The organism is Candidatus Accumulibacter contiguus (genome assembly GCF_036625285.1).
GTDB lineage: Bacteria > Pseudomonadota > Gammaproteobacteria > Burkholderiales > Rhodocyclaceae > Accumulibacter > Accumulibacter contiguus.
This window is the reverse complement of record NZ_JAZKUC010000001.1, coordinates 3,643,804-3,665,786: the sequence shown is the minus strand read 5'-3', so window position 1 is coordinate 3,665,786 and position 21,983 is coordinate 3,643,804. Positions and strand designations below refer to the sequence as shown.

Sequence of the window (21,983 nt, the reverse complement as noted above, 5' to 3'; positions counted from 1 at the left end):
GCTAGGCGGTATTGGCGCTGTCTGCCGTCACCAGCCAGGCGATGCAGTCCACCGTCTGCCCGGACGCGGCGCTGGCGGTATCGACGACCAGCCGGACGCGCACTTGCCCGGACACATCGAACGGGATGGCGAATACCTCGGCCAGATCGGTGACATCGATCCCGTTGGTGTGCCCACGCGTCAGCGCTTCCTCGAGGATCAGCGTATTCGAAGACGTCGACTTGCCACGGCACCACTCGCTGTTCGCCGGGGTGCCCGTCTCGCGCAGATAGACCAGATCGCCCGCAGTAAATCCGGTGGCGCTAGTCAGGGTGAATGAGGTATCGCCGGGGTCGCACGCGGCGTCGTTCAACGTGGTCTTGCTGGCTAGGGTGCCCCCATTGGCCGACTGCCATTCATACAACGGCACCCATTCGTCGTTCCCGCTCGTTTTTGCGGACCCGTCCATCCGGAATTTGACATTATTGGTCAGCACGTTGGCGATGGTCCGGCCCATCTTGACATACGCCGTGGCGGGACCCAGCTTGGTGGAGACGTCCACTGCGCTGCCGACGGTAATCGTCGCCGTGGCGCATTGGGTATGCGCCAGCAGGACGGTCCCGGCGGTTTTGGTCAGGGTGGTGGTGGTCATGGCGTTATCGCAACAGCGACGCTTCGTTCGGCGTGACCTGACCTTCGAAGACCAGGGTACTCGGCGTGGTCGCTGTTCCGGCGCCGCTGGTCAGGATTTTTTCCGCATTCGTGGCATTGCGCTGGATGATCGATTTGACCGCCGGCCAGCCGCCACTCCGCAGCGCGCCACTGGTCCCAGTCGGCAGGTCGGTGAGCGCATCCTGCAGACCGGCGCGGATATTCGACCGGCCGCTCGACAGCGTTTCCCGGCCCTGGATCAGGATCTGCAGATTCAATTGCTTGGCCTGCGCCGCCAAGGCACGGTTGGTGAACGTCGCCGTGCCATCCGGCGTATCCACGGGCGTCAGGTTCCCCCAGGTAATCGCGTCGCCGATCGTCGCCGTCGGCGTGGTCGTGTTCCAGACTTTGTAGTCCGGCGAGGCGACGGCATTGCACCAGGCGGCAATCGCGTAATCGTCGCCCGTCACCCGAGCGGTATCGAGGGTCGGCTCTGCCATCACGGCGGTGCGTAGCGTGGCGATTTGGGTTTCGGTGAGCATGGATTTGGGACTCCTTAGTTGTCGACCTGTATGGTCAGCGCGCCCGCAGAAAAAGAGGGCGCTGCGTCGCCGTTGTTGATGGTCTTGGCGGTCGTCAGGTTGAAGCACAGCCAGGCATTTCCGGCGGAGCTGGCATCCCAGACGCGCACGCTGGTGACGGAACCCCAGTTAGCCGTGGGCGCCGAAAACGTGATCGCGTTATTGTTGCTGGTCGTGCCGCCGGTGCCGCTGCTGGCCGTCGTGCTGCCGGCAGACTGCGTGCCGGCCCAGTTCGCCAGTGAGGAGGTGACTGCGACGCGCGCATACGAGCCGCCGGTCACTTCGGTGCCGCTGCCGGTCTCGCCGCAGGCGACCGTATCCAGACCGATGTACCAGCTTGCCGGGATGCCGCTCGCCTGGCCGCGGAACAGGTAGTCGACCAGCTTGTTCTCGGCATAGTCCGTAAAAGAACCTGCGACCGCGGGCTGGACGAAGCACGTCAGAAGCGCCCACAGGAAAAGAAAGAATCGAAGAAAGAGGGAAGCGGGCATGAGCGCAACTCCGAAGGATGGTTAAGAATTCCAGCATACGCGCGCGCGTAGGTTTATTAAGGTAGGAAGCGCTTCCTGCCGAACCTGCGCCCGCGCGCCGGGGATTGAGGACCGCGCCCGTTAAAACAGCGGGATCTGTAACTCGTCCGCGCCGCGGCTCCCGAATCCGCCACCGGGCACGCGCTTCAGGATGTTGCGGATCTGGCGCTCGGTGAGGGCGTGTTCCCTGGCCAGCGTCGGCACCGCCCGGCCGGCCGTGTAGGCGGCGATGATGCGCGCGTCGCGTTCGTCGCGCAGCGCCGCCGCGCAGCGGGGAATCGAGATTCGCTCGCCGCCGTAGTGGGCGATGAACACCTCTGCCGCGTCGCCGCCGAGCAGGCCGATCAGGCGCGCGCGCACCTGCCCGTCCGCGTGCGCGCCGGTCGGCACGCGCAGGATGCAGCCGCCATAGGCCTGCACCAGCGCCAGCGCCGGCGCAAGGCCGATCAGGGCGAGGATCTCGCGCACCGATCGCGGCAGATTGTCCATCAGCGCGGCGCGCGCAGGGTCAACCGACGCCCCGCCGCCGCCGGTCGGCGCTGACGAACGCCGAGACGAGGCGCAGCGGCGCCAGCGTGAAGTGGCAGATCTGAAAGACCAGGCGTTCGATCGCCACATCGTTCGGCGGGCGAATGTTCAGCGGCTGCCGAACGGTCGGCGGCCCGCTCCGATAAACGCGCGGCGCGCCGCGCGATTTCGGCGCGCGCGGCGCGCGCGATGGCGGTGTCGTGGAGTTCGGCGGTTTTCAGATCGTCGAGACGGGGGATCGCGCCCATCAGATTTTCCCTCGGCCATCGATGCACTCGGCAAACGGTTTGCTGGGGCGGAACCGGGGGCGCTTGCGGCCGCCGACCGTGCGGATCTCATTGCTCTCCTGGAGATTGAGCCGCATGACGCGGGTCGCGCTGACATGCGTGCTGAAGATCCCGAATCCGGGGTACCTTGACTTCGGTCTCCTCCCCCTCGGCCAGGGTTTCCGCGACTACGCAGGCGGTCGTTTTGAGGATCTCGGCAACGATGCTCCGGCTCACGGAGGTGATGTTCGAGACGGTCTGGATGAGTTCTTTCTGTTGCATGGTGGTGGCTCCTTTCAGGGGGTTGGATCGGTAGGGGCGAGGTCGCCTCCCGGCGAGTTCTTTCAGTGAATGTCGGTCAGATCAAAGTCAAACAAAGTCGGTCACTCGCCGATTCCCGGGGCGTCGGCGTCCTCGGGATCGGGCGTCGCCGCGTGCCGGGCATTCCAGCGCGCCCAGGCGATTTCGCTGCTCTGGCCGGCGGTCACCGGGCCGGTCCCAAAACATTGCCGGCAAACGGCGATGGTTTCCTGCTTAGTCATGATTTTTCCTGGTAGGGGGTGATTAAGCGATGGCGTTGGCCAGTTCGACTTCGAACGGGACCACCACAAAATCTTCCGCCTGGCTGATCGTGATGCCGGGGACGTGGGCGACCGCCGCGGGTTCGTTGAGGATCGCTTCGCGGTTGACTTCCTGTTTGTGGCGGATGAACCGATCGAGATGCATCCGCCGCAGCAGGTCGAGCACGGCTTCGGCGCCGGTGACGCGCACCGATGGCGGGCGGGTGCGCCAGAGGACCTGACCGGCGGGCAGGTCGTGCGTCTTGACCTTGCCATGCTGGGTCAGTTCGTCCCGGTTGGCCTCGGCCCAGATCTGCACGCCACGGGTCATCGTGAGGATGCGCTCGCGATAGGGAGCGGCATGATTTTCGTACTCGTCCTTGATCTTGGCCAGGAGGTCGTTCATCTCCGCTTCGATGCGCGCGATTTCGCGCGTGGCGGTGCCGATCTCGGCGACCGAGTGATTGGCTTCGTCGCGGTTTTGCGGCACCGCCTCGTGAGCGGTTCCGGTTTTGATCCGGGTCTTGCGGGGGGAAGGCATGGGGGTCCTTTCAGGATTCACGGTAGTAACGGGATTGGTTCGGTCGCCCGATGCGCTGGATTTTGCCTCTGGCAACCATCATAGACAGGTAGCTGCTGAGCGTTCGCAGATCCACGTCCGGCAGGATTTGGTTCAGCTCGAGGGGCCGCATCGCCCGCTCGGAGCACACAGGAAGGCACTCCAGAATTCGTTTCCACGTGATAGGGCTGGTTTGTCTCAGGCGCTCGGCATGCTGCGCCAGCAGAGCGATCTCGAATCGCCAGGTAATCCGCCCATCCACGGGGGCGGATGCGCCCGTCCGGGCATCGGTGGTGATCATGGGGCGATCTCCCGGCAGGCCCGCTGCCACGCCACGCGCCAGGGATGGTGCAGGACTCGCCACAGGCGGATGGCGCGGCTGCAGCGGCAGAACCACAGCACCGGCGCGCTGCGCAGGGGGAGGCTGAATAGGGCCAGCACCAGGTAGGCGAGCAGGATCAGTTTCATGCGCTCGCCTCCTCTTCCCAGCAGATCAGCACGCCGGTCGACGGATCGCGCGCTTCCATCTGCTCGATCCGTGTAGCGCCAGTGACGTAATGGCCGCGCGAGCACATTTCCTCGCGGAGAATCCGCCGCAACGGCCCGGCGCCGCGCGCGTGGATGCGCGCTCCCTTGAGCGTCGAGCAGGCGAACGCCACCACTTCGATTTGGTGCCGATCGAGCCAGCGCAGGGTGCGTTCGAGCTTGCCGAGCTGCGTCGTGAAATCCATCTGCACACGTGCGCCCTGCAGGGCGCGCCGCTCGGAGAGCGCCGGGGAGGTCCCGCCACCGACCGGGAAACCGAAAACTTGCGCGTTCATGCCGGCACCTCCCGGCCTTTCTGCCGCGCTCGCTGGGTGTTGACCAGCGCCTGAGCGATCTTGTACAGCTCCTCGTAGCTGCACATCTCCAGACGGCGATCGACGCCACCAGAGTGACGTTTTGCGATCCCTTCGGCGTAGGCGGCGTTTGCGCCGAGCGCGCCGCAGACGGCCGCGATCTTGCGCAGCAGCGGCTTCTTGTCGGCGCTGGCCTGGGCGATGACGGTCCGGAAACGCGGATCGTCCGCGTGGCCGCCGGCGACGTCCGCCGCGGCGACGCGCACCGGTTTGCCGCCGAGCACGGCGACGGCGCGGGCGAGCCCGGCGAAATCCAGATCGGCGGCGCTGCGCTTGCCGCTGACGCCCTGCAGGATGTCGCGGTATTCGTCATCCGACCAGGTGCGTTCGTGCTTGATGCAGTGCAGCCGGGCCAGCAATTGGCCGCGCGTGCTGCCCGGCTTGCGGGCTTCGGGGGTGGTCGTGCTCATGTGCGCACCTCCGTGGCGGGAGTCTCGGCCACCTCCTCGGCGTCGAGCGCCGGATAGACGCCATAGCCGCCCAGCGCGTCATGCACCAGGGCCACATCGAGGAGATGCTGCATGGCGTCGCGCACCGCGGCCTTGTCGATGGCGTCGGTGAACTCCAGCAGGAGGATTGAAAGCACTTCGACCAGATCGTGCAGCGCTTCGACGGTGTCCTGGGACGCCACGCCGGAGCGGACAGGGAGGGGTTTCAGCAGAGGGTGGGTCATGGCGTTTCTCCGGATGGAGAAGAAGGGGGTTGGTGTGGACATTTCTGGCAGCAGCGGCGCAAATCGAGCGCGGCAGGGTCCCAGGTCGGCACCGGGCCGCTGTTGGTCTCGGCGCAGAAACTCGCCTGCACGTCGCGGCCCAGATACGGGCAACGGTAGGCGTCGTACACCTCCAGCACGCGGCGCGAGGCCTTGCCCGGCCACGCCGGGTACGCGCCGGATAGGATCAGCGAGAGCGCCGTCCGGCCACAGCCGCGGCCGAGGCGATCCGCCACGCCCTGGATGCCGCGCGGGTCGGCCGCGACCGCCGCGACGAGCACGCTGAACCAGCGCTCGACCATGTACTCGCGAGGGGTCGGGACGCTCATTCGATCACCTCGCCCGCATCCCACTGGTCCGCCGCGGTGCCCGCGTCCTCCCGCCAGACAATTTCGTGAATGTTCGGGTCGTAGACTGCCTTGAGGCGGGTAATCATCGGCGCGCGGGGTTTTTTCCGATGCGCTCGCGCGCAGCTCCAGACGCTGGCGACGCCGCCGCGGCCGGTGCCGTGCCCTGGCTTCAGGAGGGTGAGATACCCGGCACGATAGAGATACCCGCAGTAATTGGCCGCCGTCGCCGGCTTGACCATCGCCAGCTCGGCCAAAAATGCGGGCGTGAAGGAATCGAGTACGGTGATCGCGTCCCACATGGCCTGGGTGCCGCTTCCCTGCGTCACTGGCGAGCCATCGCGGCGTACACGAGGCGCTTCGATGCCGTTATCTTTATCCAGGGCGAAGGAGGTTTTAACGCCTCGACCGGCAGCAGAAGTCGCGCTGCGCAGATAGCCGGCAGCCACCAGGCACTTGCAATATTCGCGAACGACCGGCATCTCGATCTTGGCCTGGCGCGAGAGGTCGTCTGCCGCGAACCACCGGGATTCTTCGCCGCCGCCGAGGGCGCAGGCGGACAGGCTGCGGATCGCCTCCCACACCCGTTGCCGCTGGCTCTTGCCACCCGCCAGCTCCATCACGACAGGCAATCGCGACATCACGACCCCCTCCGCTTCACGTCCGCCTGCTGCAGCGGCCGATCCCCCCAGCGCGCCAGGTCACAGTGGTCCCAGCCCTCGGCGGCGCCGGTCTCGAAGATCTTCCGCAGGTTGTTGGAGACCCGCCGCACGCTGCCCTTGGCGATCGTCACCAGGTGCGCCAGCAGGTCATCGGCCAGCGTCAGGCCGGCGTTCTTGGCGCGCGCCAGGCGGCGTGCGTCTTCCAGGCTGACCGGCTCGGCGTAGAGCGTATCGAGCACGCGCCCGTCGAACTTTTCCCATTTCTTGAGCTTCGCCGGCATCGCTTCTTCGCCGATCAGAATGATGCTCGCCCGGCTCATCTCGTAGATCGAGAACACTGCCATCACCAGGGACTTGTCGATCGCGAAGTCGAACTCGTCGATGATCAAGGGCCGCCTCGACTGGTGCAGTTGCGCCGCCACCCGCTCGGCGAGCTGCTGAATCGTGCCCTTCGGCGGCTTGCCGTCGACCGACAATCCCAGCACCAGGCAGAGCTGCACCAGCAGGCTCTTCTTGCTCACAAAATCGTCGAGCTGCAGGTAGTACGCGCGGTGCCGGGCTTTCGCCCACGCCGCCGCCACCGATTTGCCGTAGCCCGACGGCCCGCTGACGACCATCATGCCGGGGTCGGTCGCGCCGCGGTCGGCGAGCTGATAAATCGCCTGCTCGATCACCGCGATGTTCGTCAGCGGGGCGATGTGCCCACCATCCGGCACGCTGCTGACCCCCGCCACCCCGTGAACCCTGTTTTCCGTCATAATCACACCTCTCTGTAGTCAGAGCGGGTTCCTGCCCGCTCGGTCATCCCAGGACGCCCGCCGCTAACGGGCGTCCGCCTCTTGCCTCGCCGCGGCCATGCTCGCCTCGGTCCGGAAAATCGCGGTGCCGGGGAAATGCAGCCAGAACCGCCGTTGCCAGGCTTCCTCCAGCACCTCCACCTCGCCGCCGTGCGCTGTCACCAGGGCGTCGTACTGCAGCCACAACTCATATTTTTCGCGATTCGAAAGCCCTTCCAGCGGCGTCGCGTGCGCCTTGGCCGCCGGCAGTTCGGTGACGTTGCTCGGCGCTTCCGCCATCGCTTGCTCGGCTTGCGCCAGCAGCGCCGCCGCGCGGGCGGAAGGCTGCGGCCCGGCCAGTGCGGCAGCCGCTTTGCCCGCCTCGGTAAGCCCGTGGCTGGTGTGCGCGGTCGCCGTCTTGCCGAAATCGCCCACCACCAGCTTGCCGGCGGCCGCCGCCTGGTCGGCGAGATGCCGTTCGAGCACCTCGGCCGTCGGCGCCAGACCCTTGGTTTCGGCTTTCTGGCGTCGTCTTTGCTCGGCCAGGAATTCGCGCTTGATCTCGCTCGCCTTCCGGGCGATCTGCTGTCGGTCCGCCCCGGTGCGCTCGGCCGCTTCGGCGATGCACACGAAGTTCTTGCGGAAATAGACGACGATCCGCCCGAGATCCGGCGTTTCATAGACGTCCACCACGCTGCCGACGTCGATCCGCGCGAGTTCAGGCGCCTGGAACCACGTGCCGTCGAGCCGGATGCCCTTCTTCTGCAGCGTCCGTTGCCCGCCGTCGGCCGGCCTGGCGAGCAGCAGGTCCAGACTGCGCTCGTCAGCGATCCGCCGAACTTCGCCGCTCCACGACGCCGCCTGGGCGAACGGGCTCCTGCCGAGGCCGGCATGGGTCCGTTGCTCATACACCCCGGCGATCCAGGTATTGATCCGCGCCTGCATCGCTTCCGCCGTCATCGCCTCGATGCCCAGTTCGCCGAAGTCCACCAGCTCGCCCTTGCGCGCTAGCCGGTCCGCGAAAGTCCGCCGCGCCTCGATCGCCTTGCGCTCGGCCACCGAATGGCCCACGAAATGCGGCAGCAGCTCCAGAATCGAGTGGTTCAGGGTGCCGATGGCGCGCTCGACGTGCGGTTTCTCCTCGGGAGAGAAAGGGTTCGTCGTCCGGTGCTGAATACCCAGCGCCAGCAGCGCGCGCTTGAAATGTGTGGATTGGTAGTCCTGCCCGTTGTCGGTCAGGATTTCCGTGGGCACGCCCCAGAGGAGCAGCGCCAGGCGTAGCGCCGTGCAGTGCGTCACCGTGCGCGGCGTCCTCGCCACCACCACCAGCATTCGCCGGCTCCACACATCGATGATCACGCTCACCGTGTGCCGTTTATGCTGGCCGTCGGTGTCGAGCAGCAGCCAGTCCGCCGGCGTCGCGTCCATCTCCCAGCGGTCGTTGAGGCCGTGCACGTCCTCGCTGCACGAGCCGTACGCCAGCATGCACTGGTTCTTCCAGGCGTCCGGATTCGTCGCCTGCAGGTAGAGTTCGCGGTGCTCCGCGATCCAGGTTTTCTGGAAGCGCATCACCTGGTCGTAGCTCGGCGCCTGGAAGAGCTTCTCGCCGGTCTTGGCGTCGATCGACGCGGTGTGCAGCAGCAGGTGTAACTGCCCGGTGCGGATGCCGGGGCGGTCGAGCATCAGTTTCTTGGCGGCTGCGGCCAGGAGCGGCACGGCGGAAAACACCGTCTGGCCGGCGAGTTTGGCGCCGTTGCGCCGATCGACCAGGGCGGCGAGGTTCTGCGCCTCGTAGGCGGCCACCCAGCGCTGTACCGAGCGCCCGGAGACCGCCGGATACGCCTCGCGAACGGCCCTCGAGACCGGGATTTCCAAGCCGTTGTAGGCCTGCGCGTAGGGGTCCCAGCTCGCGGATTTTTTGAGGGGCTGCGCTTTCACGAACCACACCTGCCAGCCCTGCGCGATCTCGCTGTGCGCGGAAAGCGTCAGCGCTTCGCGCGCCGACAGCCCGCCGGCGAGGTCGCGCAGCACCGCCTCGGCGGTCTGCTGGCGGCGCGCGCGGGCGGCTTCCTGTTCTTCCTCAAACTGGGCCAGCATGGTGGTCAGGGCCTTCATCCGCGCGCCCCGGTTCACTGTAACGACGACGTTTCGGTGATGCGTCACGGCCCGTGAAACATCGGCCGGGAGGGTGGCGAGGGGGTAGAGGCGGCGCTTGCCCCCGCGGAGGGTGATCTCCTCGAACGGCCAGGCTTCGCGGTTCGCTCGTTGTGCAACGGCTTGCTTGGTCACGCCCAGCGCCTGGGCGATATCAACCATTGTGGCGGTCACGGAAACAGCGGGCAAAGGGGCGTTCATGGGGGGCATTCTGGAAAGGGGTGAGGGGTCAGCCGGCGTCGTTAAAATGGGCAGGCAGGCATCCAATCTGCAAACCCAACCACTTCACTGGAGACCCCTCATGGAAAATGAATCGCCGCTCGACGAAATCAACGAAGAACTCCACGAACTGCGCCGCAAGACAGAGGCCTTGTGGCAGCGCAGCGAAGCCCAGCAGCAGGTTCTGGAAGCACTGAGCGCTATGCTCTTGAGGCACCCGAAAGCGAATTTGCATTGGGCCAAAACCCTCGAAGAGATTGCCGCGAAGCGCGAACTGTTCGACGAGAACGATTTCGCGCTTCCCTGGCTGCGCAGCTTCATCGAACGGATGCGGGACGCGCATGACGCGCTTTCGGTGACGATCATCACGGCCGACGGGGCTAAGTTGCGCCCGTTGTCGCGGAGCGAGCGGCGAAAGCGGCTCTCCGTGCTGCATGGCGGGCCTCAAACGCCTGCTGCTCCCGCACCCGCTCCTCATGCGCCGCCTGCATCTCCAGAAACTGCCGCTCCCGATGAGGCTTGTGGACCTTCTCTTCCAGAAGCTCCATGAGCGCCTCGTCATACGCATCTTCCCGGCGCTGCTGCTCCTCCAGCGCCGGCCGAATCAACCACAGCAGCGCGTTTGCCCACAGGGCTTTCAATGTGCTCATTGCATCGTCCCCATCACGTCCTTGATCCGCCGGATGCGCCGGCCCGCGTCCTCCTTGATCCGCTCCAGCTTGCCGATCTCGGCATCGAGCGCTTCCTTGCCCACCAGCACCTTGCAGCCGCGCAAATCGGCAAGCCAGGTGGTCAGCTTCCGCGTCTCCACCGCCACCTCGAAGGCCGGCACGTACTCCAGCGGAAAGCGCCAGCCGTCGCGACTCTCGGCCGTCCAGGAGTCCAGTTGATGCTTGCTGATCGGCGCCCCGGTCAGCGCGCTCATCTGCTCTGCAACGGCCTGCCGAGAGTGCGTCGAGCGCTTCATCAGGTCGGTCAACACGTGCCGGATCGCCCGTCCGCAATCGAGCGAACCGGGTACCGGAACCACCTCCACAGGCACCTCGAAAAGGTCGCGGGTCAGAGGATCAAAACTCGTTTTCATGGTGTTTACTCCGTCGTGCGTTATTGCCATTGTGTTAGCAACCAGAATGGCTAGAATGAAGCACGTGAGCCCCCCGGATACCGCGCCCTTTGGGCGTCCCGTCCGGGTGGTAGCGAGCGGCGAACATCACCTGAACAGGGACGCCAACCGCATCGGCCAGCCGCTTCTCGCTGGCCGGATAGGAGTGCGTCATCGCCTTGGAAAGAGTCGTCGGGCTGGTCAGCCCGCACTGCTTGGCGAGGGCGCGCAGGGTGATGCCGCGCTTATGCAAAGCGGCTACGATGTCCGCCGGGTGCCAGTCCTCTTGACTGGCTTTTTTTGGGGTCTGGATTGTCATCTGGTGTCGGCATCGGTTTGTGTTGGAATGGATGGTATTAGATACGCAAATTTGTCGTTAGTCAACACCGTTTACAGACACGTTTGTCGTTGACACTTTAGAGTTTGCTTATATTCGGCCAAAACAGTGAAAAACATAGACAAATCAACGGGTAATGAAAGTGTCAACGACACTGCCCAAGTTGACACTTTCGTTGACACTTTCGTTGACACTTCCACTGTTGTCGAATCGCCCACTGAAAGGCAGCAAATTGGCACTCGGATGAAGACAGCCAGGACGTATCTCGGCCTTAGCCAAGCCAATTTTTGCGTACAAAGTGGCTACAACGTGCGTACCTACCAACGAAATGAGGAGGGGCGTAACGAGGCGGGGATCACCCTTGGGGCGGCGTTCGTTCGGGCGGGGATCAACGCCAACTGGCTGATGACGGGGGAAGGTCCCATGCGGATCGAGGACTTGGCCGGCGCGGAAACGCCCGGCGCGCTCGATCGGGAGCGCATGCGCATCTCCCTGAAGGCCATCGAAATGGGATTGAAGGCGACCGAGCGCGTCATGGCGCCCGCCGCAAAAGCCGAGTTACTGCTGGCGGTCTATGACCTGCTGGAGGACTCCAGCGTCACCGAGGAGAAAGTCATGAATATCGTCAAACTCGCGGCGTAGCGCCGCATTTCCAGGAGGAACGTGGTGAAAGAAGAAGAAAAAATAGCCAAGGTCATCGGCCTGATGAAGCAAACCGAAACAGCGTCAACCAGCCTCAAACCCTTGCCAATCAAGGAAAAGAAGGTGGTCATCAAGGGCGGCATCAACCACCTCGGCGGGGGGCAGATGCAGCTCAAGGTGGTGCTGCTCGCGCCGCCGTCGGTCGTGCTCATCTCGAAGGCCCAGAAGGCCGACCTGGTCGAACGGCGCGACCAATGGGTCGATCTGCACAACACCCTGAAGGCCCGCCAGATCACCCGCAGCGATGCCAGGAAAGCCCTCAACGCCAAGGCCAAGGTCACGGCGCACCGCCTCATTCCCGCCGCCCGCTACGCCGACCTGATGCGCTGGCTCGAAGCCAGAATAGAGGCGCTCCGCAGGGCCGAACAGCGCCTGACCGAAAGCAACCGCCGCGACCTTGGATCGTTGCGGCCCATCGTCGCCATCCCTCGCGACGCTAACCTGGACCCCGATGTAACGCCGCCCCACGCAGAACGCCCCCCGCCCCGCCTGCTCCAGATCAAAGGCCCGAACGCTGTGCAGTTTGTGCCAAATACCACCTTAACGCCGGGCATTCGGACCGGAAATCCAGCCATTTTGTGCCAAACCCAAAACCGCCGGCCATTTTTGCCCCCCACCCCTCAAACCCTTGCACAGCAAGCCTTTCATCCCCCCCGCCTCACAATTCCCCCGCCCCCGCTCTGTGCCAACTATCCCCCTCCCTCACACTCCCGGTGGATATCGTAGGAACTCACTTTTCTCCTACTTCCCGCATTAATTCTACATTAACAGATTCTAATGGCATTTTTGGGTGCTGGCGGCTGCCTTCGGTAGGCGCTGTCGCGGGCGCTTTGTCGCCGTGCATGACGCTCGGCGATGATTCGCACGAGGTCTTCGCGACCGTGAATCTTCACCGGGAGCTGCGCCACGAGCATGTCGACGACATCGGCACAGGACAGTAACTCGGCGTAGGGTGAGTGTTGCCGCCGCTCCTTGACGAGAAAGAGTAGTGCAACGCAGACGAGCGCCATGTGGTTGTACCAAGCCCGCCACTTGCGTACCTGGTAGTCGGCCATCCCACAGCAACCTTTCGCATTCTCGAAGGCGCGCTCGATGAAGTGGCGCTGTGCCTGCATGCGTGCCAGCTCGCGAAGTGGCGTGTCGGGCGCCGCGTTGGAGAGCATGAACTTCACCTCCTTGCCATCGCGGCGTGCCAGGAGATGCCATTGGCGGGCCTGTGCGCTGTTCGGATGACTGATCCACACGCGGGTATGGGCAAACATCGCGCGCACTTCACCCTTCTCCCCGTCGCGCAGGATCACCGGGTGCCACTCCTTTCGTTTCAGGCGCGCGGCCCATTCGCGGGCTTCCCAGGCCGGTACCCACGCCTTTCCCGGATCGGTAAAGTAAAACTGCTGGTCGCTGTGCACCTCGGTGGCGAATACCTCACCTGCATCGTCCCAATCAAACAGCAGCCAAGTCGCGTGGCCATAGAGGCCGTCGGCACCGATGAAGCCAAAGCGCACCCCGGCGGCTCGTGCCCGCTTGACCATCTCGGCAGCCATCTGCGGCTTAGTCCGAAAGACCCGTGCCGATTCCGGAATCCCCGCTTCCTGGCAACGCTTGGCGTCTTCAACCCAACGCTCTGGAAGGAACAATTCGAAGTCGATGATCGCCGCCTGCGACCCTCGTGCCAAGGCGGCATACACTCCAACCTGCGAGTTCTCGACCTTACCCAGGCGACCGTTGTACTGCCTGGCCACGCCCGCTGAATGGTCGCCCTTCTTTTGGACCCCAGACTCATCGAGCAACAGTCCCGTCTCTGGCCCACCGATCCACTCGTCCGCTTGTCGCGCCGTCTCCCGACGCACATTCTCAAAGTCCCATGCAGCATCGCTCAACATGTGGTGGAGGCTGTAATACTCGGTCTCCGCCACCGTCTCGCTCATCTGTTCCAGGTTCGCACGAGGGCTTTGAAAAAGGCCCCGCAAGTACTGTTCAGCTTGCTCGGCCGTGCTTCGCGTTTTACTGCGGAAACACTCCCGGAACGACTGAAAATGGCTGGTCAGATTCTCGCAGCAGCTGGCCACCGCACGCCCGATCCCAAATAAATAAATTTGGCGATTTCATCGTCATACTCCTTATGTGGTAGAGCATTAGATATGTAGCTCAATAGCCTGTATTTCAACCATTTTAGAAATGTGGCAAAGTAGAAGTAAGCAAGCCTTAGCCTTCTGGGGGAACTCCGCGCGGGGGACGGGTTACACCCGTACGGCAGCCCGTCGAAGCGGCGCACCTCCCAACTGGCTTCGGGATCGGCGAGCCGCAGTTGTGCCACGGCGAAGGGCCAACTGAGATACGAGAACAGGCCTTTCTTCTCGACGTGCTTCGACACATCGATCTGGAACAGGCGACGGAAGGGATTGGTTGAATGGGACGTGTTTTCCATGATGAACTCCAGAAGAGAACGCGAGAAACGACAACGCCCGACCGGCACAGGGCCAGGTCGGGCGTTGTCAGGGAACCGCCGGAATGGCGGCGATCAGGGTTGCGACGTTGTCAGATTTATCGACCGCATCAATGTCGCCAAACAGTCTTGTGGTGATTGGGGGAAGCCCCGCCGGTCACCGGCAGAGCCCCCCAGCGCCCTGGGGCGCAGGGACAGATCGCGTTTCGGTGAAGAGATTGCCCAATAGGTCAGCAGCACCGACGGGACATCAGCGCAGCCGGGAAATCCGGGAGGTTTCCACAGGCTTGTTCGACGATCTATCCACAGAATTTGTGGATGAGCCGGCTCTCCACAGTCTGTCCTCAGCTTTGTCCACAGGCTTGTCCACAGCGTCTGTATGCTTCAGGCAGCGAGCGGCATGGCGTCGGCCGGGGTGATCAGCCCGGCGTGTTCAAGCAGATAGTCGGCTGCCTTCTGGGCTTGCGCGGAAGCGGTGAACACCGCGCGCTTGTCGCGCTTGAGGACTTCCAGCCAACTGGTGATGTAGTTCGCGTGCTGCACCTGACCTTCAAGCCGGCAGTGCGCGGCCAGGAAGGCCGCGCCCATCTCGGCGATCAGCTCTTCCATCGCGTACGCCGATTCGCCAAAGCGCTTGCCGAGCTTCCTGCCGAGGCGAGAGGCGTGGCCCGTCCAGTGGCAGAGCTCATGGAGTGCCGTGCTGTAGTAACTCGCCTGGTCCCTGAAGGAGGAACGGAGCGGCAGGTAGATGAGATCGTTGGGGGGCGAGTAGAAGGCCCGGAAGCCGCCATGACGAATCTCGGCGCCGGAACACTCGATGATCCGCTCGGCGATCTCGGAAGGTTCCCAGGCGGTTCCCGTGTCCGGTGCCGCCCGGTATTCGTTGGGCAAGCCATCGACCTGGTCCAGATTGAAGACGTGGAAGACCTTGAGCAGCGGCAGGAGCCGCTTCTCGGAATCGTCGCCCTCGGCGAGTGCTTCGCTGTCGGCCTTCAGTACTTTCCAATTCAGGTATGAACCTGAAGGAGCTACGGCAAGGGCGTCTGTGTGATGTGGGTTGACGGGTTGAAAAGGTAAGTTTAAAGGTTTACGTGGGCGGGTGGATGGGCGCGGCGGTTTGTTTTTGACCTTGTTGTCAAAGGCATATTTATGCCGGTTGTACGGTTTGCTGCCCGCAGGGCTTCCGGCAGGCGGATTGCGCAGCAATTCGTCTGTCTGGCAAGCGGAGCGCGGCAGCAATCCATTTGGCATTGTGGTGGGTCCGAGTCAAGCCCGGCGTTTGGGTTTGACAAAGCTGGCAAAGAGTTCGCGCTTGGCGTCTTGCATGGCCTGAGCGGCGGCCAAGTCGGTGTGCGCTTTTGCCTGAGCCTGAAGGGCCGCCATCGTGATGCCCGGCTTGAGGGTGACCAAGCCCTGCGCAGCCAATAGTGTCAATTGTTCCAGCGGCGTCTTGACATCCTTAGGCGATTTCCGGGAATCAAGATCCCGAACAACTACCACAGCGGCTTGTGTTGCTAGCCCCTGAGCCCGGCCTAACGCGATGACTCTTGGTATGGCGTTTTGCGGAAATCACCTTATGCTTATAGCGCTTGATGATCTTGCCCTTGGTGTTGGCGATCGAGGTGGCGAACAGGCACGGGCGGGGCAGATTGAGCCAGGGATTGAAGGTTTCCTGGTAGAAGGCATTGATCGGGTTTGCATATTCCTGAGGGATATGATCGTAGCCCATGTGCTTGCGCACCACGCTGGCATTCTTGCTCTCGGCCAGGGCATTGTCGTTGCTGTGGCGCGAGCGTGATTTGGTTTGCTCGATGCGCAGTTTCTCGAGCAGCTTCGCGACCTGATGATTGATGTACTCGGAGCCGTTGTCGGAGTGAAAGCCGAGAATGACAAACGGAAACTGGGCGATGATCAAAGCCAACACGGGCAACAAAAACGCCTCGCTGATGCCTTGCACGCAAGCCTCGACCTGCCACTGGCTGACGGCATCCACACAGGTGATGTGATACACCCCTTTGACACCGTCCTGGTCGCCTTGATGAACGGTATCAATGCGCACAAAGCCCACGCGTCCCTCCGGGCTGGGGGCTTTGCGCACCCCGATGGCATTGCACACCGGGCGGGTCTTGGTGAAACTGATGCGCTGGGCTTGATAGCCTGTGCTCTTGCGCAGGTTGTACAGGTGCGAGACGGACAGCGTCGCCAGGCGCTCATAGCGCACGTCGCCATACTCACTGTAGGCCCGTTGCAGGAGGTGCGCTATGGCCGGTCCGCAGACGTCTTCATGGGCTTTGTCCATCTCGACCAACAACTCGACATCGATCGCGGAGTACTTGCGTGCAAAGGGTGCAGCAGGCGTGCTGTAGCGCTTGGCCAAGGGAACGGAGGCCAGCCGGTTGCGATGCCACCGGGTCACCAGACGCGTGACCTGCGCCCGGCTGTAGCCGCTGGTGTGTTGCAGGTACCTGTGCAGCACACCCCGCTCCCGTTTGCTCCGCCCAGGGTAGTCAAAGCGTGTGAGTACGCGACTGATGTGCCCATACCGCTCCCTGTCGTCGCCCGTCGCCGAGAACTCGATTGACGCGGTGGCGCTGAGAAATTGTTCGATCTGCTCGATCGTGCATAGCCGTGTTTCGTTCATGTGGATCACCATCCTTGCGATGATCAACCCACACTTCAGTTCACCCTCAATTTCTTTCCCTCAGGCTCATTCCTGGTTGGAAATACGCGCCTCGTTCAGGCTCATACCACATTGGAAAAGGCTCCTTCTCGACCTGCCGTAATTCGTAGTAGATGATGGTCGAGCTGCGCTCGCCCTTGCGGACATGGCCTCCAAGTTGCAGCGCTTGCCGGAAGGTCAGCCACTGGTGGGTGGTGTAGCCGCGGCAGAACGCTTCCAGGCCGAGGACGATGGTATTGATGCCGCGATAGGGACGTTGCGAGAGCGCATTGCGCGGGAACGGATCGTCGCCGCCGGACCACGGTCGTATCCACGGCACGGTGCCGGCTTCCAGTTCGGCGATGATCTTGTCGGTGATGCTTTGATAGATGTCGTTCATTGCGAGTCTCCAAATAGAAACGCCCCAGCCGGGGATGACCCGGACGGGGGCGCGAAAGGGATGGAAGGAAGGGAAGATCGCCTGCAGGCTATCTCAGCAGGCGCAGGCTGTAACGCAGGATCAGGCGGACCCCCTGGCGTCCGGCTTCACCGGTTGCGGCAGCGAGAAGGACCCAGCGCAGCGACTGACCGCTGCACTTCACACGTCGAGGCGGATGCGTCCCGGATAGTAGTTCTGACCGTCCGCGTAGCCGATCAGGCGTTTCAGGCCCGAAGTCGCCAGGCTGGTCAGCAGACCCGCCACCGTCGCTGCCATCACACCGCTGAAGGTGCCCCAGTGAATCAGAAAGACCAGCAGCGTCACCGCCAGGTCGAGCAACAGGTCGTGCTTGAGTGCCCGCAGCATGACTCGCCGGGGGAGTTTCGCCAGCAGCAGTGCGCCCGCGAGAAAGATCGTAAAACCGGTGGTCAGCATGATCTTCCTCCTTCAGGCGTTTGGGCGGGAGGACTCCTCCCACGCGTCACGGACATCGGAGGCTGCTTGACCGACGATGCCGGGCACCGTCTTGGCGGCGTTGATGGTCGCGCGCACGAAGCGGAAGGTCACGAGCGCGGCGCTCTTGATGAGGCGCGTTTCGCTCCCGGCAACAGTCGGCGTGAGGGGGATGGGTTGAACCTGGGTTTTCATGGGGTTGCTCCTTTTGAAGGTACCAATGGAAAGCGGCACCGCTCCAGAGGAGACGATGCCGCTACGGATGTGAGGATCAGGACGGTTGTCCTGGACCTCGACTATGGGGAAGGCTGGCGGGTGCGCTGGGCGCAGCGCCAGACCGACTCAATGGGGAACGACGTTTGTCCGGAGAACGGACGAAGAAAAGGAGTCTCGTCAGCTAGAGGCTAAAGAGACTCCTTTTTCGGGGAATGGAAAGCGAATCCGAACCGGGGGGCGGGTTTGTGGGAAGGGGGGATGGGTAAGATCGCGGGCGAGTGCGAACAAAATTTTTCAGAAAAATCCTATGGGTTCCTGACGGTCTCGAACCGCACTTGGCGGTAGGCGCGAATGTGCTCCGACGGACCTTCCCGGAGCCCTTGAGGTAAGTCGTTGATTCATGGCAAGAAACCAGAAAATCGGCAAAAATGTAGGCATGTAAATATAATAATAGCTATTTACAAGCAATGTGCTATTGGCTATTATTGTCGGCATGTACATCGCCCGCGTCCCCAACCGAAAGTCCAGGCCGGCCATCCTGCTTGGCGAGTCCTATCGCGAGGGAGGCAAAGTCTGCACACGAACCATCGCCAATCTGACGAACTGGGCACCGGAACGAATCGTCGCCATGGAACGTCTGGTGTCAGTGGCGGTCAAAACCCGCCGATAGCTGGCGGAGAAGCGTAGGAGAGGCTCCCGGCGAGGGATGGTCCGTAGTCGAGACGGATTGGGGTTTCGGAGCGGCCGGGTCACCGATGATGCGGCAGGGGGGCGTGTCTCCAGTCGCCCTTCGGGCTCCTTCCGACACGCCCCCCTGCCGCGCGCCGGCCATCGGGGAAGCTTGCCGCTCATCGGCGAAGGGGGCAACGCGGAGATGACAAGCCCGTTCGCGATGCGGTAAAAAGGGCCCGCCAAGAAGAACGAGCACGACACCGGCCAAACCCGCAAAGTTGACACCGATGCCGTGCCCCACACCGTGCTGGGCACGGGTGCAGGGAGAGTATTTCACGATCGACATCTCCCTGTCGATCGCGCATTGGCATGCCGGAAACCGCCAATGGAAATCACGGGCCGACTCTTCCTTTGTCATGGCTGCCGAACCCAGGTCGTCGTCTGCCGCCGCTGCGACCGGGGCCAGATCTATTGTGCCAGAGGCTGCGCCCAAGCCGCACGCCGCGCTTCGGTCCAGGAAGCCGGCCACCGCTACCAGAAGAGCCGAAGAGGCCGCCTCAAGCATGCCGAAAGAAGCCGCCGTTACCGGCTGCGCCGGCAGAATGTGACGCATCAGGGTTCTATGCCAGCGGCACAAAGTGATCTACTGGCGGCGAACTCGGCGGTGGGCCGGGAACCGACGGCAGTCGGTCCGACCGACCCTTCCCGAACGGCGCGCTGCCATTTCTGCGGTACGCGCTGTTCGGGCTTGCTCAGGCAGGGCTTTCTGGGCAGCTGCCGGGTTCCATCCGCTGTCCCACCTGACCGAAGAGGAACCCCACTTGACCATTTCCCCTGAACTGGAAGCGCAAATCCTGCGCTACTTCCACGCCGAACACTGGCGCATCGGCACTATCGCCAGCCAACTGAAGGTGCACCACGGCACCGTCTCGCGCGTCATCACGCAGGCCGGCTTGCCACGGGTCGGCGCGCCGCGGCGCGCTTCCCGCATCGACCCCTACCTGCCCTTCATCCGCGAGACCCTGGAACAGTTTCCCCGCCTGACCGCGAGTCGGCTATACGTCATGGTGAAGGGCCGCGGCTACAGCGGGCAGCCCGATCATTTCCGGCACTTGCTCGCCTTGCACCGACCGCGGCCCACCGCCGAAGCCTACCTGCGGTTGCGCACGCTGCCCGGTGAACAAGGACAAATCGACTGGGCCCACTTTGGTCATCTCGATATCGGCCGCGCCCGCCGGCCTTTGATGGCTTTCGTGATGGTACTGTCGTGGTCGCGACAGATCTTCCTGCGCTTCTTTCTCGATGCCCGCATGGAGAATTTCCTGCGCGGTCACTCCGCTGCTTTCGAGACCTGGGTCGGCGTGCCGAGGGTCCTGCTCTATGACAACCTCAAGAGCGCCGTCCTGGAGCGACAAGGCCAGGCGATCCGATTCAACCCGACGCTGCTGCATTTCGCCGGTCATTACCGCTACGAACCACGGCCCGTGGCAGTGTACCGAGGAAATGAGAAAGGGCGCGTTGAGCGCGCCATCCGGTATATCCGAGAGGCCTTCTTTGCCGGCCGCAGCTTTGCCGATCTGGCCGATCTCAATGCTCAGGCCGATGCCTGGTGCGCCGGCGAAGCCGCCGACCGGCGCGGCCCGGAAGACGTGACCCTGACCGTACGCGAAGCCTTTGCGCTGGAATCGGCGCATCTCATGGCCCTGCCGGACAATCCCTATCCAACCGACGAGCAGGTGGCGGTAAAGGTCGCCAAGACGCCCTATGCGCGTTTCGACCTCAACGATTACTCGGTTCCCCATACCCACGTGCAACGCACGCTGAGCGTCGTCGCGGATCCCCGGCAGGTGCGCATCCTCGAGGGCCAGACGCTCCTGGCGACGCATGCGCGCAGCTATGATCGGGGGCAGTGCATCGAGAATCCCGCCCATCTCGAGACGCTCGCCGCACACAAGCACCAGGCCAGTCAGCACCGCGGTACTGACCGCCTGACCCAGGCGGTGCCGGAGAGCCGGGACCTCCTCGTGCGGGCTGCCGAGCGTGGCGGCCATCTCGGCGCGATCACCAGGGCTCTGTTGCGCCTGCTGGATCGTTATGGTGCGGCCGAATTGCGCGTCGGCGTCCTCGACGCACTGGCGCGCGAGGTGCCGCACGTGAACGCGGTGCGCCTGGCTCTGGAACGTCGGCGCGAAGCCCAAGATCAGCCGCCGCCGGTCGAAATCACCTTGTCCGAGCAGGTCCAGCGCCGCGACACGCCGGTCCAGCCACACCGCCTGGCAAGTTATGACCAACTCACGGAGGCCGACGATGACCCCGCTTGAGAGCCTGCGCCGGCGCGCAGAGACCTTGCACCTGCATGGCCTGCTCGCCCATTGGCCAGAATTGGCCGACAGCACCTGGGTTGAGCCGCTACTGGCCTGGGAGGAAGCCGAACGGGCACGGCGCAGCCTCGAACGCCGCCTCGGCTGCGCCCATATCGGCCGCTTCAAGCCGCTGGCCGATTTCGATTGGAACTGGCCCACGCAGTGTGACCGAACGGCGATCAGCGAATTGATGGGGCTCGATTTCCTGCACAGCGCCACCAACGTCATCCTGGTCGGCAGTAGCGGGCTGGGGAAGTCGACCATTGCCCAGAACATCGCCTATCAGGCCGTCCTGCACGGCCACACCGTGCTGTTCACGACCGCAGGCCAACTTCTCAATGATCTCGCCGCCCTCGATAGCGATTCGGCTCTGCGCCGTCGATTGCGCCACTACGCCGCACCGTCTCTCTTGGTCGTCGACGAGGTTGGCTACCTGTCCTATTCGAACCGCCATGCCGATCGGCTCTTCGAACTGATCAACCGCCGCCACGAAACCCGCAGCACCTTGATCACTACCAACCGCTCGTTCTCGGACTGGGCGGAGGTCTTCCCCAACGCCGCCTGCGTCGTCGCGCTCATCGATCGTCTCGTCCATCACGCCGAGATCATCGCCCTCAAGGGCGAATCCTATCGCCACAAAGAGGCCCGCGAGCACGCCGAGCAGCGCTCCCGAAAACGCAAGGCAACCGCCGGGAGCACCCCATGAAACCCTACCCCCAACCCTCCGGATTGAACCACAGCCTCGACTGCCTGATATCCGCCGAATGGACACCGGCCCAGGCTTTCGCCGTCGTCGAACTGCTCGACGACTTGCGGGACCGGATCTGCGCTCACTACCAGACCGCCCTCTTTGAACTGCTTCGTGACGAGCAATCCAGGGACAGCGACGCCAATCCCTACGACCCCTGGACCGAAGAGCCGCCGTTCTAACCGCTACCAACCTTCCAATCCTCAAGGGGCCCTTACCGGCCCCTCCTTTGTCCACTCAATCAGTCCAGCATTCTCTGCCATTCTTCTGCGCCATTTATGCGCGCTTCCTTCCAGCCACTAACATGAGTTTTCCAACAGCAAGAGAGCAGGCCGTAACGCAAGTGAACCTATGAGTAGCCTCGTCACACTAAATGGAGAAGCCGACCCTGTGGTCAGAAGGGGAAGGCCGTTGGATGGGCGC

General features: G+C 63.4%; 34 protein-coding genes. 7 read left to right on the top strand and 27 right to left on the bottom strand.

Annotated elements, in window-relative coordinates; genetic code table 11:
- Position 1: 1 nt before the first annotated feature.
- From V5B59_RS17300 to V5B59_RS17220, 17 genes are all read right to left on the bottom strand, one after another.
- Positions 2-631, bottom strand: a complete 630-nt coding sequence (locus V5B59_RS17300; RefSeq protein ID WP_332352099.1) for a hypothetical protein — start codon at positions 629-631, stop codon at positions 2-4.
- A 4-nt stretch (positions 632-635) separates the two neighbouring features.
- On the bottom strand, positions 636-1,172 hold the full coding sequence (locus tag V5B59_RS17295) for a hypothetical protein (protein ID WP_332352098.1): 537 nt from the start codon (positions 1,170-1,172) through the stop codon (positions 636-638).
- A gap of 14 nt (positions 1,173-1,186) precedes the next feature.
- Positions 1,187-1,702: a phage tail fiber protein gene (locus V5B59_RS17290; RefSeq protein ID WP_332352097.1), complete on the bottom strand. Its 516-nt coding sequence runs from the start codon at positions 1,700-1,702 to the stop codon at positions 1,187-1,189.
- A gap of 120 nt (positions 1,703-1,822) precedes the next feature.
- Positions 1,823-2,230, bottom strand: coding sequence for a Mor transcription activator family protein (locus V5B59_RS17285; protein ID WP_332352096.1), 408 nt, complete (start codon positions 2,228-2,230; stop codon positions 1,823-1,825).
- Positions 2,230-2,517 carry a hypothetical protein gene (locus V5B59_RS17280; RefSeq protein ID WP_332352095.1) on the bottom strand — a complete coding sequence of 96 codons (288 nt, stop codon included), beginning with the start codon at positions 2,515-2,517 and terminating at the stop codon, positions 2,230-2,232. Before V5B59_RS17280 ends, V5B59_RS17285 begins: the two co-directional genes overlap by 1 nt.
- Before the next feature lie 87 nt (positions 2,518-2,604).
- Complete coding sequence (locus tag V5B59_RS17275; protein ID WP_332352094.1) at positions 2,605-2,817, bottom strand: HU family DNA-binding protein; 213 nt, start codon at positions 2,815-2,817, stop codon at positions 2,605-2,607.
- 101 nt (positions 2,818-2,918) lie between these two features.
- Positions 2,919-3,077: a hypothetical protein gene (locus V5B59_RS17270; RefSeq protein WP_332352093.1), complete on the bottom strand. Its 159-nt coding sequence runs from the start codon at positions 3,075-3,077 to the stop codon at positions 2,919-2,921.
- Between the two features lie 22 nt (positions 3,078-3,099).
- The gene (locus tag V5B59_RS17265) at positions 3,100-3,636 is read right to left on the bottom strand and encodes a host-nuclease inhibitor Gam family protein (RefSeq protein ID WP_332352092.1); all 537 of its coding nucleotides are present in this window, start codon (positions 3,634-3,636) and stop codon (positions 3,100-3,102) included.
- A 10-nt stretch (positions 3,637-3,646) separates the two neighbouring features.
- Positions 3,647-3,955: a hypothetical protein gene (locus V5B59_RS17260; RefSeq protein ID WP_332352091.1), complete on the bottom strand. Its 309-nt coding sequence runs from the start codon at positions 3,953-3,955 to the stop codon at positions 3,647-3,649.
- Complete coding sequence (locus V5B59_RS17255; RefSeq protein ID WP_332352090.1) at positions 3,952-4,122, bottom strand: hypothetical protein; 171 nt, start codon at positions 4,120-4,122, stop codon at positions 3,952-3,954. The genes V5B59_RS17260 and V5B59_RS17255 overlap by 4 nt, the downstream gene beginning before the upstream one ends.
- Entirely contained in the window at positions 4,119-4,475 is a 357-nt protein-coding gene (locus V5B59_RS17250; protein WP_332352089.1) for a hypothetical protein, read from the bottom strand. The genes V5B59_RS17255 and V5B59_RS17250 overlap by 4 nt, the downstream gene beginning before the upstream one ends.
- Positions 4,472-4,963 carry a regulatory protein GemA gene (locus V5B59_RS17245; protein WP_332352088.1) on the bottom strand — a complete coding sequence of 164 codons (492 nt, stop codon included), beginning with the start codon at positions 4,961-4,963 and terminating at the stop codon, positions 4,472-4,474. The genes V5B59_RS17250 and V5B59_RS17245 overlap by 4 nt, the downstream gene beginning before the upstream one ends.
- A complete protein-coding gene (locus V5B59_RS17240) occupies positions 4,960-5,226 on the bottom strand; it encodes a hypothetical protein (protein ID WP_332352087.1) in 267 nt (88 codons plus the stop codon). The genes V5B59_RS17245 and V5B59_RS17240 overlap by 4 nt, the downstream gene beginning before the upstream one ends.
- A complete protein-coding gene (locus V5B59_RS17235; protein WP_332352086.1) occupies positions 5,223-5,594 on the bottom strand; it encodes a LacI family transcriptional regulator in 372 nt (123 codons plus the stop codon). Before V5B59_RS17235 ends, V5B59_RS17240 begins: the two co-directional genes overlap by 4 nt.
- Positions 5,591-6,253, bottom strand: a complete 663-nt coding sequence (locus V5B59_RS17230; protein WP_332352085.1) for a hypothetical protein — start codon at positions 6,251-6,253, stop codon at positions 5,591-5,593. The genes V5B59_RS17235 and V5B59_RS17230 overlap by 4 nt, the downstream gene beginning before the upstream one ends.
- Entirely contained in the window at positions 6,253-7,008 is a 756-nt protein-coding gene (locus V5B59_RS17225; RefSeq protein ID WP_332352084.1) for an ATP-binding protein, read from the bottom strand. Before V5B59_RS17225 ends, V5B59_RS17230 begins: the two co-directional genes overlap by 1 nt.
- Before the next feature lie 87 nt (positions 7,009-7,095).
- Positions 7,096-9,405, bottom strand: a complete 2,310-nt coding sequence (locus tag V5B59_RS17220) for a DDE-type integrase/transposase/recombinase (protein ID WP_332352083.1) — start codon at positions 9,403-9,405, stop codon at positions 7,096-7,098.
- 100 nt (positions 9,406-9,505) lie between these two features.
- On the opposite strand from V5B59_RS17220, the gene V5B59_RS17215 reads away from it, so the two are divergent.
- Complete coding sequence (locus tag V5B59_RS17215; RefSeq protein WP_332352082.1) at positions 9,506-9,973, top strand: hypothetical protein; 468 nt, start codon at positions 9,506-9,508, stop codon at positions 9,971-9,973.
- Positions 9,974-10,069: 96 nt separating this feature from the next.
- Here the strand turns inward: V5B59_RS17215 and V5B59_RS17210 are convergent, their stop codons facing one another.
- Complete coding sequence (locus V5B59_RS17210; protein WP_332352081.1) at positions 10,070-10,507, bottom strand: hypothetical protein; 438 nt, start codon at positions 10,505-10,507, stop codon at positions 10,070-10,072.
- Between the two features lie 34 nt (positions 10,508-10,541).
- The gene (locus V5B59_RS17205; protein WP_332352080.1) at positions 10,542-10,844 is read right to left on the bottom strand and encodes a helix-turn-helix domain-containing protein; all 303 of its coding nucleotides are present in this window, start codon (positions 10,842-10,844) and stop codon (positions 10,542-10,544) included.
- A 261-nt stretch (positions 10,845-11,105) separates the two neighbouring features.
- Between V5B59_RS17205 and V5B59_RS17200 the strand changes: the two genes are divergently transcribed.
- The gene (locus tag V5B59_RS17200; protein WP_332352079.1) at positions 11,106-11,504 is read left to right on the top strand and encodes a hypothetical protein; all 399 of its coding nucleotides are present in this window, start codon (positions 11,106-11,108) and stop codon (positions 11,502-11,504) included.
- A 24-nt stretch (positions 11,505-11,528) separates the two neighbouring features.
- Positions 11,529-12,290, top strand: coding sequence for a hypothetical protein (locus tag V5B59_RS17195; protein ID WP_332352078.1), 762 nt, complete (start codon positions 11,529-11,531; stop codon positions 12,288-12,290).
- A 38-nt stretch (positions 12,291-12,328) separates the two neighbouring features.
- Here V5B59_RS17195 and V5B59_RS17190 read toward each other — a convergent pair whose 3' ends face one another.
- From V5B59_RS17190 to V5B59_RS17155, 8 genes are all read right to left on the bottom strand, one after another.
- The gene (locus tag V5B59_RS17190) at positions 12,329-13,633 is read right to left on the bottom strand and encodes an IS701 family transposase (RefSeq protein ID WP_332351419.1); all 1,305 of its coding nucleotides are present in this window, start codon (positions 13,631-13,633) and stop codon (positions 12,329-12,331) included.
- A complete protein-coding gene (locus tag V5B59_RS17185; protein WP_332352077.1) occupies positions 13,609-13,992 on the bottom strand; it encodes a DUF1071 domain-containing protein in 384 nt (127 codons plus the stop codon). Before V5B59_RS17185 ends, V5B59_RS17190 begins: the two co-directional genes overlap by 25 nt.
- Before the next feature lie 402 nt (positions 13,993-14,394).
- Complete coding sequence (locus V5B59_RS17180; protein WP_332352076.1) at positions 14,395-15,261, bottom strand: ArdC family protein; 867 nt, start codon at positions 15,259-15,261, stop codon at positions 14,395-14,397.
- A 15-nt stretch (positions 15,262-15,276) separates the two neighbouring features.
- Positions 15,277-15,420 (bottom strand): hypothetical protein, encoded by a 144-nt coding sequence (locus V5B59_RS17175; RefSeq protein ID WP_332352074.1) that lies wholly within the window; start codon positions 15,418-15,420, stop codon positions 15,277-15,279.
- A 67-nt stretch (positions 15,421-15,487) separates the two neighbouring features.
- Positions 15,488-16,651 (bottom strand): integrase catalytic domain-containing protein, encoded by a 1,164-nt coding sequence (locus tag V5B59_RS17170; protein WP_332352073.1) that lies wholly within the window; start codon positions 16,649-16,651, stop codon positions 15,488-15,490.
- A 46-nt stretch (positions 16,652-16,697) separates the two neighbouring features.
- A complete protein-coding gene (locus V5B59_RS17165) occupies positions 16,698-17,069 on the bottom strand; it encodes an ArdC family protein (RefSeq protein WP_332352072.1) in 372 nt (123 codons plus the stop codon).
- Between the two features lie 198 nt (positions 17,070-17,267).
- The gene (locus tag V5B59_RS17160; RefSeq protein WP_332352071.1) at positions 17,268-17,543 is read right to left on the bottom strand and encodes a hypothetical protein; all 276 of its coding nucleotides are present in this window, start codon (positions 17,541-17,543) and stop codon (positions 17,268-17,270) included.
- A 12-nt stretch (positions 17,544-17,555) separates the two neighbouring features.
- Positions 17,556-17,756 carry a hypothetical protein gene (locus V5B59_RS17155; protein WP_332352070.1) on the bottom strand — a complete coding sequence of 67 codons (201 nt, stop codon included), beginning with the start codon at positions 17,754-17,756 and terminating at the stop codon, positions 17,556-17,558.
- 514 nt (positions 17,757-18,270) lie between these two features.
- Here V5B59_RS17155 and V5B59_RS17150 point away from each other — a divergent pair.
- The 4 genes from V5B59_RS17150 (at position 18,271) to V5B59_RS17135 (ending at position 21,742) form a co-directional block, all read left to right on the top strand.
- A complete protein-coding gene (locus tag V5B59_RS17150; protein WP_332352069.1) occupies positions 18,271-18,447 on the top strand; it encodes a hypothetical protein in 177 nt (58 codons plus the stop codon).
- An 823-nt stretch (positions 18,448-19,270) separates the two neighbouring features.
- Positions 19,271-20,770 (top strand): IS21 family transposase, encoded by a 1,500-nt coding sequence (gene istA / locus V5B59_RS17145; RefSeq protein WP_332351729.1) that lies wholly within the window; start codon positions 19,271-19,273, stop codon positions 20,768-20,770.
- Positions 20,757-21,518, top strand: coding sequence for an IS21-like element helper ATPase IstB (gene istB, locus V5B59_RS17140; RefSeq protein WP_332352068.1), 762 nt, complete (start codon positions 20,757-20,759; stop codon positions 21,516-21,518). Before istA ends, istB begins: the two co-directional genes overlap by 14 nt.
- Positions 21,515-21,742 carry a hypothetical protein gene (locus V5B59_RS17135; protein WP_332352067.1) on the top strand — a complete coding sequence of 76 codons (228 nt, stop codon included), beginning with the start codon at positions 21,515-21,517 and terminating at the stop codon, positions 21,740-21,742. The genes istB and V5B59_RS17135 overlap by 4 nt, the downstream gene beginning before the upstream one ends.
- The last annotated feature ends 241 nt before the right edge of the window (positions 21,743-21,983 follow it).